The organism is Caballeronia terrestris, from assembly GCF_001544515.1.
Classification (GTDB): Bacteria; Pseudomonadota; Gammaproteobacteria; order Burkholderiales; family Burkholderiaceae; genus Caballeronia; species Caballeronia terrestris.
In genome coordinates, this window is record NZ_FCOL02000112.1 from 1 (window position 1) to 9,594 (window position 9,594).

Consider the following 9,594-nt stretch of genomic DNA (forward strand, 5'->3'; position numbering starts at 1 on the left):
AAACGGAGCGCATACCACTCAGAGCAAGTGCGCGTTGCCACAGTGGGTCCGCGAGCCAAGCCCAGTTCCGCCGTGAGGGCGACACTTACTCTCCAGCGCCAATCCGCTTTTACGCGAGTGAGGGTTCGTTTGTACTAGCGGTTGGAAGCTGCTTTCTTTGCTTACTTTCTTTGCAGCAGCAAAGAAAGTGAGTCCCGCCCCGGACAGGGGCAGAGCAAATAGACCGATACCAAAGCAAGTTCCATCGAAGCCAAAGCGCATCAAACGGCGTTCAACAAAACAACCACCTCAAGCGCCAGCGTCAAGCCGTGTGCAAAGAAAGTGAGTCCCGCCCCGGACAGGGGCAGAGCAAATAGACCGATACCAAAGCAAGTTCCATCGAAGCCAAAGCGCATCAAACGGCGTTCAACAAAACAACCACCTCAAGCGCCAGCGTCAAGCCGTGTGCAAAGAAAGTGAGTCCCGCCCCGGACAGGGGCAGAGCAAATAGACCGATACCAAAGCAAGTTCCATCGAAGCCAAAGCGCATCAAAAGGCGTTCAACAAAACAACCACCTCAAGCGCCAGCGTCAAGCAGTGTGCAAAGAAAGTGAGTCCCGCCCCGGACAGGGGCAGAGCAAATAGACCGCTAAGAAAGCAAGTTCCACAGAAGCCCATCAAAAATCAAACGGCGTTCACAGCATCCCCCCAAAGCGCCAGCAACCCTAAAACGTCAGCACGCTCATGAAGAGCCGCTGCAACCACCCCATCGTCGTGGAATCCGCAAGCATGCCCGCACCCGCCTGCTCGATGCGCGCATTCGCGACCTTGTTCGACGGCACATAATTCCCCGCCTCGATGTCCTTCGGGTTCACGATGCCCGAGAGCCGCAGGCGGTCCTGGTTGCCGCCCATCGCGATCACCTTGTCGCCCGCGACCATCAGGTTGCCGCTCGGCAGCGTGCCGATCACCGATACCGCGAGCGTGCCGCTCATCGCACTCACGTTCTTCGTATTGCCTTCGCCCTTGAACGTCGTGTTCGCCGAGCCGACGTTGAAAAGGCGCGCGAGCCGCGCGGCCGCGCCCGTCGATTTGTCGGCGGCTTCGGCGCTGATGCTGCTTGCGCGGCTCGCGTCGGCATCGGCGGAATTGCTGCCCTGATAGCTCTCCGCGAGACGAATCGTGAGGACGTCCCCCACTTTTTGCGCGCGCGGCGTCTCATAGAGCGAGAGCGTGCTGCCCGACTGAAAGATCGCGCCCTGCGTGTTCACGTTGACGGGCTGCGAGACGGCCGGCGCGAACGTCGGCATCTCGACGATCGAACGCTCGGAAGTCGAGCAGGCGGAAAGCGCGAGCGATGTGCATAGCATCGCGGTCATGTGGTTACGTCGGATCATGGTGTCGAAGAAGTTCATGGCGCGTTGAGCGAGGCCGTCGCCGAGCGCCAGGCGTTCATCACGGTGCGCAGGTAGGCTTCGTGGTCGGTGAGGCGGTAGATCACGCGGCCGTTGCTCGCCGCCGCGCTGGTTTCGATCGTGATCGAACTCGTGGCGTTGTCCCAGATGCGCCGGCTCTCGCCGTGCAGGTTCTCGACGCGGCTCCTGCCGTATTTCGAGGTCAGCGCTTCGGCGAAGTCGCCGAGCACGCGCGCGTCGACGACGAACGACATGCGGTAGAGCCGCGGCGACGCTTCGCCCGGCATCGCGAGAAAGCGCAGGATGTGGTCGCGTGCCGGCGCGCCGTCGACGACCGCTTGCGACGCCTGCCAGCCGCCGTCGCCGCGATGCGCCCACTTGCACGCGATCGTGAGGCTTGCAGCGTTACGCAGGCTCATGCCGAGTGCGGTGGCTTCGGCATCGGTTTCGCAGATCGCGACGCTGTCTTCGGGCGTCGCGCGTGCGGCCTGATGGCGGCGGAAATCGTCGAGGGAGATGCCGAGCGGAAGGCCGCGAAATTCGAACGGCTTTTGCGCGACGGACAGCGACGGCACGAGCGAGCACGCCGTCATCACGCAGGCGATGAGGATCGGGTTCATAACGTCGTGGTTCAGTCGATTGCGTTCGCGCAGAGGTCGAACGGCGACGCTGCCGCGTGGCCGACCAACGGCACGATCTTGAGCGTCGCGGACGTGACGCGGCAGGGCAGCGCGGCGAGCGCGCAGCCATCGAGCAAAAGCGTGGCGGCGATCATCGAAAACGCGACGAGGCCGCGCGCGGCGTGGCGAGTGAGCATCGGCATCACGGGTTCAGGCGGTGGTGTCGATGGTCGTGCCGAGATGCGGCGGCAGCGAGCGCGCGGGCGTCGCTGGTTTCGCAGTGTCCTGTGGCGAGGCAGTGCTGGAGGTGTCGGTGCTGCGCTTGATGGGAAGCGTGTGCGCCGAGGTCGTCGGCAGGCGGTTTCCGATGGTGGTGCTGGCGGTCATGATGGCGTTCCGTGAAGGGTGATCGACGGGATCGAATGCGCGTGCTGCGTATTCGATGCGTCATCTTCACGCGTGGCCGGTTCGACCGATGGGGCGAGAAAAGCGCGCTTTTCGCGGGTCCTTACGATGCGTTACGCGAGGCGCGAAAATCGCACCGGAGCGGGTACGTCACCCCTCTTTCGCCACCATCCAGCCGACGCCGCGCACGTTCTTGATCGTGTCGCTGCCGAGCTTCTTGCGCAGCGAATAGATGATGAACTCGACCGCGTTGCTCTCCACTTCCTCGTTCCATCCATAGATGCGGTCTTCGAGTTCGGCGCGCGAAAGAATCGCGCCGGGCCGGACCATCAGCGCCTGGAGCAGCGAAAACTCGCGCGCGGAGAGGCGCGTCGACTGGCCATCGATGCTCGCCTCGCGCGTCGCGGGATCGAGCGAGAGCGCGCCGTTCGTCATCACGGGCGCGGCCTGCCCGCTGCGCCGCCGCACGACCGCGCGCATGCGCGCGAGCAACTCGGACAACTCGAAAGGCTTGAGGACGTAATCGTCGGCGCCGCCGTCGAGGCCGCGCACGCGATCCTCCACCGCATCGCGCGCGGTGATCACGACGAGCGGCACCGGGTTCATCGACGCGCGCACGGAATGCAGCACGTCGATGCCGTCCATCTTCGGCAAGCCGAGGTCGAGCAGCACGATGTCGTACACCTGCGTTTCGATGCTCGTGAGTGCCGTCTGCCCGTCGCACACCCAGTCGACAGCGTAGCTCGCATCCTTTAAAGCACCTTCCACCGCTTCGCCGATCATTCGGTCGTCCTCGACCAGCAGTACCCGCATCGCGCCACTCCGCCTGTTCATCGTCGCAAGGTACCAGCGTAGCTCATTGTTCGGATCATGGTGATACCCAGCCGCGCCGAATGAGCGGCGCGAACACCGGCCGGTAGATCGCCGTCGCCACGCGCAGCAACGGTTCTTCGAACCAGTGGCCCGAGCGCGCGGCAAACCACGCGCTGCCGCTCCCGACGAGGGCCGCGCCCGCCATATCCATTGGAAAGTGCACGCCGAGGTAGATGCGTGCCCACGCCATCGGCACGCCGACGAGCGCGAGCATCGAGCCGATGCGGCGCGTTTCGGCGTGCCACATGAGGCTCGCGGCCACGGCCCAGACGAAAGCCAGGTGATCGCTCGGCATCGACGAATCGGCGACGTGCGGCAACAAGTTCGTCCCGAGGCCGATCATGAACGGACGCGGATGCGGCCACAGCGCGCCGATCACCTGCGCGGCGAAGAGCGCGGTTAGCGCCGACGCGCACGCTTCGATGAGAAAGCGCCGCCGCGCGTCGTCGCCGCGCAGCCAGCCGGCGACGAGCACGAGCGGCACGAGCGCGATCGCGTACTCGGCGAAGAAAACGGCCATCGAGACGACAGGCGGACTCGGATCGGCCGACGCATTGATCAGCAGGAACAGCGTGTAGTTAAGGGCTTCCATGATGTGCGGGCCGGGAGGGGGTCACGGGCCCGAGTGCGCAGACTTGTGCGGCACCCGGGGCGATATTTTGCTATTGCTGGGTTCATCATTACCGCGTGCGCTTCCCGGTCGCCGTACGCTCGCCCACGGTATCGCGCGAGTAGAGGCGCGATGCAATTACGATTCGAAATGCTGCCTCGTCGCCGCTTAAGAGATGCTTAAGCGGCAGGCGTCACGCACGCTCACGCTTATTGCGTCGCGCAAAAAAAAATGGCCCGGCTTGCGCCAGGCCATAAGGGGACGGTCATGATTCCGAGGCCATGCCCGTCCGCGTGGGAGTCCGTGGAAGATGGCGGGGGCGATCGATCACGGAGCGTGCCGCGCTTACTTTGCGGGGCGAGACTTAGAGGACACTTAGGTGACGCGTCGCAGCAATGCGTTGGCGCATTAGCGCTAGCCTTTGGCGTGCACCCCGTCATTCAGTTCGAGATGCAATTGCACGAGCCAGTCGTGGCGGCACTCGTCGGCGATCAGCGGCTCGCTCGCGCACGCCTTCCACGTCAGATGCCGCGACGATTCGGCGGCATCGAACGCGCGGCGAGCCGTCCGTTTGACGATGAGCGCGATCACCACGGCGCTGCCCGTCGTCACGATGCGCGCAGCCGGTGTGCCGATGACCTCCGGCTTGCCGAAGATTGCGGCCACGAGCAGCCACGCCGCATCGGCGACGGCGACTGCGATCGCGAGCAGCACGAGGTTCGCTCGCATCGAAACCCAATTCGGCACCTGCATGGCACACTCCCTGACCTTGCCGCTTCGTGACGCAAACGCGCCGCCTGCTTCAGCCGTCATAATGCGAGGCCGTTCCTTAGGAAACGCTTAAGCGCGGGTGAGCTTCTGTGCGTTCGCGGACACAACGCATTTCTCCATGCGCGAATGCGGGTCGCTTGCGTGACTTTTCGCACACGTCGCATCGGGCGTTGCGAGCTTAAGTGGCGCTTAAGCTCGTGCGCGTGACAATCCGCAAATCCTCAAGACGAATCGACGGAGAACGCACATGCGTCTGCTTTTGGTGGAGGACGACGACATGATCGCCGAGACGGTTCTCGGCTCGCTGCGGCGCACGGGCTATGCGGTCGATTGGGCGCAGGACGGGCGCGCGGCCGAGTTGTCGCTTGCCAACGGCGTCTACGATCTCGTGCTGCTCGACCTCGGCTTGCCGAAGCGCGACGGCATCGACGTGCTGAACGACTACCGCCGCTCGGGCGGCGAGGCGCCGGTGATCATCCTGACCGCGCGCGATGCCGTGGACGACCGCATCCGCGGCCTCGACGCCGGCGCCGACGATTACCTGATGAAGCCCTTCGATCTCGATGAACTCGCGGCCCGCGTGCGCGCGCTGCTCAGGCGCCGCACGGGGCAGAAGCATCCGGTCTACACGCACGGCGAACTCACGCTCGACCCCGCCGCGCACGAGGCGATGAAAAGCGGCGTCGCGCTCAATCTCGTGCCGCGCGAGTTCGCGCTGCTGCAGGCGCTGATCGAAGAGCCCGCGCGCGTGTTCCGGCGCGCCGAGCTGGAAGAAAAACTGTACGGCTGGGGCGAGGAAGTCGGCAGCAACACCATCGAAGTCCACGTGCACAGCCTGCGCCGCAAGATCGGCGCGGAAGAGGTGGTGACGGTGCGCGGCGTCGGCTATCGGCTGAAGAGGCTCGGATGACGTCGATACGCCGCTGGCTTCTCGGCTGGCTCATCTTCGGGCTCGCGGCAGCGTGCGCGGTCGCGGCGTTCGGCATCTTCCAGACCGCGCGCGGCGAAGCGGGCGAGCTCTTCGACTACGAATTGCGCACCGTCGCGCTCTCGCTGCCGATGAACATCGCGGCCACCGACAGCACGGAGCGCCCGAGCCACGACTTCAAGGGCATCGCGGACGACCGGCTCGTCATCGACATCTGGGACAGGACCGGCCGGCTCATCTATCACCCGCTGAAGGAGCCGGCGTTGCCGCGCATCGGCGAGGGCTTCCGCTCGGTGGATCGCGAGGGTTATCGCTGGCGCGTGTTCGGCGTCGAGCAGCCCGATCGCTTCGTGCAGGTCGCGCAGCCGTATTTCGTGCGCGACGAACTCGCGCTCAAGCTCGCGCTGCGCACACTCTGGCCGCTCGCGGTGCTAGTGCCCGTGACCGTCGCGCTCGTGCTGTTCGTGGTCGCGCGCGGGCTCGCGCCGATCGGCTGGCTCTCGCGCGCGCTCGCCGGCCGCGCCGCCGAATCGCTCGAACCGGTGCGGCTCGCGAAGCCCGTGCCGACCGAGATCCGCCCGCTAGTCGAGGCCCTCGACGATCTGCTCGCGCGGCTCGCGGCGGCGTCGCAGGCGCAGCGTACTTTCGTCGCCGATGCCGCGCACGAGCTGCGCACGCCGCTCGCGGCGCTCAAGCTGCAGGTGCAGGCCGCCGTGCGCGACGGCTCCCTGCAAGGCAGCGGCGACACGCTCGCGCGCATCGAAGGGCGCCTGAACCGCATCATCCATCTCGCGCAGCAACTGCTCACGATGGCGCGTGAGGACGCCGAGCGCGAAACGTCGATGAAAGCAATGAGCCTTCGGCGCCTTTGCGAAATCTGCGTCGGCGATTTCTCGATGCTGGCCGAGGCGAAGGCGATCGATCTCGGCCTCGAACTCGAGCACACGACCGGTCCCGCCGACGCCTTCACGATTGTCGGCGATTCGCACGCGCTCGCCGTGCTGCTGAACAACCTGCTCGACAACGCGATCCGCCACACGCCGCAAGGCGGCCGCGTCGATGTGACGCTGCGGCGGGATAAGGGCGGCATCGCGCTCGCCGTCCTCGACGACGGGCCGGGCATCGCCGCCGAGGAGATCGAACGCGTCTGCGACCGCTTTTATCGCGGCGCGGGTGCGCAAGGGCAGGGCAGCGGGCTGGGGCTCGCAATTGCGTCGCATATCGCACGGCGCCATCGCGCGGCGTTTTCTGTCGCCAATCGTGCGAGCGGGAAGGGACTCGCGGTGTCGGCGAGCGGGCTGCGAGCGGCTTGAATCTTCGCTCGTTTGGAAATCTGCACGCGATGGTCTAATGTCCAAAGACGCACCGTCCGTGCAGGGCTTTTAAGCGCCCGAGGAGTCCATCATGCAGCCGACTTACACAAAACCCGACCAGTTGCTGCGCTACAAGACGCTCCGTGAAATTCTCGCCGGCAAGCCGCCCGGCGTGTATTTCGTGCCGCCCGATGCTACCGTCCTCTCCGCGTTGCAGACGATGGCGGAGAAGGATGTCGGCGCGCTCGCCGTCATCGATCAGGGACGGCTCGCGGGCGTCTTCTCCGAGCGCGATTACGCGCGCAAGGTCGTGCTGAGCGGCAGGACGTCAAAAGACACGCTGGTGAGCGAAGTCGCCACCGACGACGTGTTTTTCGTCAGCCCGGAGCACACCGTTCCGCAATGCATGGAGCTGATGACGGAAAAACGTATCCGGCATTTACCCGTGGTCGAGCGCGGTGAGGTGATTGGCATGCTGTCGATCGGGGATCTCCTGAAGGAAATGCTCGGGCATCACGAACAGTTGCTGCGACAAATGGCGATCGAGCGGACGATTCTCCTCACGCCCGACCCGAGCAGCTACTGAATCCGCACACAAAACGCACGCCCGTCCGCATCTCAATCCGGCCGGGCGCCGCTGCGCATTTAATGCTATTGGTCAGCGGGAAAGGGCGCGTCTTGCCGCCCCACGGCATGCATCGGCGATGTAAAGTGATGAGCGGCGGCGATGCGCGCGCGATGCCCGGCGCGCGCGGCGTCCGTGCGGCATGAGTGTTGCTCGATATGCCGGTACACAAGCGCACCACCCGCGAATCATTCGCGCAGAATCCGCGCACAACTCGCGATCACCCCCGCGACCCCAGGAGACAATCATGGCTGACCAAACCAACCCCTTCGGCGATCTGACGAAGATGCTCGAACAGTTCAAGGTGCCGGGCGTCGATATGTCGGCGATCGTCGAGTCGCGGCGCAAGGACATCGAGGCGATCGTCGAGGCGAACAAGACCGCCTACGAGTCGATGCAGGCCGTCGCGCGCAAGCAGCAGGAAATGCTCGCCCGCGCGATGCAGGACATCCAGGCCGCCGCGACTACCGGCATCTCCGATCCTGCCAAGCAAAGCGAAGTCGCCCGCAACGCGTACGTCAAGGCGATCGACGACATGAAGGATCTCGCCGAGATCGCGCGCAAATCTCAGGCCGACGCGATGGCGAGCATCACTCAGCGTGCCAACGAGCACATGGAAGAGATCAAGAAGATGCTGCAACGCGGCTAGAAACGCGCGTTTTCAGGCGATCAAGCCAACGCGGCACGCGCTTGAGCGCATGCCGCGCCGCAGCCTTTTCGACAGAATTATCAGGAGAAACGCATGCCCTCGCCGTTCAACATGCCGGACGAGTTCGTCCGGGGCTTTTTCAAATCGGGGCAGACGCTGTTGCAGGCCTACACGGGCGCCGCCGGCCACACCGCCGACGCGCCCGCCGCTCCCTTGACCTCGGCGAAACTGCCGGCCCTGGCGCTCGCCCAGGCGCAGGCGCATTACTGGCAGCAGCAAATGGCCCTTTACATGGGCATGGTGGCGAGCGCGACGGGGCAAAAGCCCACGGCCGCCGTCGAACCCGAGCGCGGCGACCGCCGCTTCAGCGCCGATGCCTGGCGCGAGAACCCGTGGTACAGCGTCCTCAAGCAAACGTATCTGCTCAACTCGCGCCTGCTCAACGACATGGTCGAAGCGGCGGGTGTCGGCGAGAAGGAGAAGCACAAGCTGCGCTTCTACGCGCGCCAGTTCATCGATTCGATGAGCCCCGCGAACTTCGCCGCGACCAACCCCGAAGCGATGAAGACCGCCATCGAGACGCAGGGCGAAAGCGTGCGCACGGGCTTCGCGAACCTGCTCGAAGACTTGAAGCGCGGCCGCATCTCCATCACCGATGAAAACGCGTTCGAAGTGGGCAAGAACGTGGCGGTATCGAAGGGATCGGTGGTGTTCGAGAACGAGCTGTTCCAGTTGATCCAGTACGCGCCGCTCACCGAGCAGGTTGCCGAGCGGCCGCTCGTGATCGTGCCGCCGTGCATCAACAAGTTCTACATCCTCGATCTGCAACCCGAGAACTCGTTCGTGCGCTACGCGGCCGAGCAGGGGCAGACGGTGTTCCTCGTGTCGTGGCGCAATCCCGACGCGGAACTCGGCCATATCACCTGGGACGACTACGTCGAGAACGGCGCGATCAAGGCGATCGAAGTCAGCCGCACGATCAGCGGCGCCGACAAGGTCAATGCGGTCGGCTGGTGTGTCGGCGGGACGATTCTGTCGTCGGCGCTTGCGGTGCTGCGCGCGCGCGGCGATGAATCGGTCGCAAGCTTCACGCTCCTCACGACGATGCTCGACTTCAGCGATCCCGGCGACCTCGGCGTGTTCATCGACGAGCAGGGCGTGTCGCAGCGCGAGCAGACGATCGGCAAGGGCGGCATCTATTCGGGCGGCGAACTCGGCTTCGTCTTCCAGACGCTGCGCGCGAACGACCTGATCTGGCCGTATGTCGTGAACAATTATCTGAAGGGCGGCGCGCCGCAGGCGTTCGACCTGCTGTACTGGAACGCCGACGGCACCAACCTGCCCGGCCCGATGTACGCCTGGTATCTGCGCAACATGTATCTCGAGAACAACTTGTGCAAGGCGGG

12 protein-coding genes are annotated in these 9,594 nt (G+C 64.8%); 5 read left to right on the forward strand and 7 right to left on the reverse strand.

What is annotated here, in order from left to right:
- Positions 1 to 704: 704 nt before the first annotated feature.
- The 7 genes from AWB67_RS32635 to AWB67_RS32660 form a co-directional block, all read right to left on the reverse strand.
- On the reverse strand, positions 705 to 1,358 hold the full coding sequence (locus AWB67_RS32635) for a flagellar basal body L-ring protein FlgH (protein ID WP_235025463.1): 654 nt from the start codon (positions 1,356 to 1,358) through the stop codon (positions 705 to 707).
- A gap of 32 nt (positions 1,359 to 1,390) precedes the next feature.
- Positions 1,391 to 2,014 carry a hypothetical protein gene (locus tag AWB67_RS32640; protein ID WP_087660171.1) on the reverse strand — a complete coding sequence of 208 codons (624 nt, stop codon included), beginning with the start codon at positions 2,012 to 2,014 and terminating at the stop codon, positions 1,391 to 1,393.
- Between the two features lie 11 nt (positions 2,015 to 2,025).
- Entirely contained in the window at positions 2,026 to 2,211 is a 186-nt protein-coding gene (locus AWB67_RS32645) for a DUF6726 family protein (RefSeq protein WP_087660181.1), read from the reverse strand.
- A 13-nt stretch (positions 2,212 to 2,224) separates the two neighbouring features.
- Complete coding sequence (locus AWB67_RS41060) at positions 2,225 to 2,401, reverse strand: hypothetical protein (protein ID WP_159965055.1); 177 nt, start codon at positions 2,399 to 2,401, stop codon at positions 2,225 to 2,227.
- A 168-nt stretch (positions 2,402 to 2,569) separates the two neighbouring features.
- Positions 2,570 to 3,232 carry a response regulator transcription factor gene (locus tag AWB67_RS32650; protein ID WP_087660172.1) on the reverse strand — a complete coding sequence of 221 codons (663 nt, stop codon included), beginning with the start codon at positions 3,230 to 3,232 and terminating at the stop codon, positions 2,570 to 2,572.
- Between the two features lie 55 nt (positions 3,233 to 3,287).
- Entirely contained in the window at positions 3,288 to 3,884 is a 597-nt protein-coding gene (locus AWB67_RS32655) for a phosphatase PAP2 family protein (protein WP_087660173.1), read from the reverse strand.
- A 432-nt stretch (positions 3,885 to 4,316) separates the two neighbouring features.
- Complete coding sequence (locus AWB67_RS32660; RefSeq protein WP_087660174.1) at positions 4,317 to 4,655, reverse strand: hypothetical protein; 339 nt, start codon at positions 4,653 to 4,655, stop codon at positions 4,317 to 4,319.
- A gap of 265 nt (positions 4,656 to 4,920) precedes the next feature.
- Between AWB67_RS32660 and AWB67_RS32665 the strand changes: the two genes are divergently transcribed.
- The 5 genes from AWB67_RS32665 to AWB67_RS32685 form a co-directional block, all read left to right on the forward strand.
- Entirely contained in the window at positions 4,921 to 5,583 is a 663-nt protein-coding gene (locus tag AWB67_RS32665) for a response regulator (protein WP_087660175.1), read from the forward strand.
- Entirely contained in the window at positions 5,580 to 6,914 is a 1,335-nt protein-coding gene (locus AWB67_RS32670) for an ATP-binding protein (protein WP_087660176.1), read from the forward strand. The genes AWB67_RS32665 and AWB67_RS32670 overlap by 4 nt, the downstream gene beginning before the upstream one ends.
- A gap of 91 nt (positions 6,915 to 7,005) precedes the next feature.
- Entirely contained in the window at positions 7,006 to 7,500 is a 495-nt protein-coding gene (locus tag AWB67_RS32675; RefSeq protein WP_087660177.1) for a CBS domain-containing protein, read from the forward strand.
- A gap of 286 nt (positions 7,501 to 7,786) precedes the next feature.
- A complete protein-coding gene (locus AWB67_RS32680) occupies positions 7,787 to 8,188 on the forward strand; it encodes a phasin family protein (RefSeq protein WP_087660178.1) in 402 nt (133 codons plus the stop codon).
- 93 nt (positions 8,189 to 8,281) lie between these two features.
- On the forward strand, positions 8,282 to 9,594 hold a 1,313-nt coding region (locus AWB67_RS32685; RefSeq protein WP_087660179.1), incomplete at its 3' end, for a PHA/PHB synthase family protein.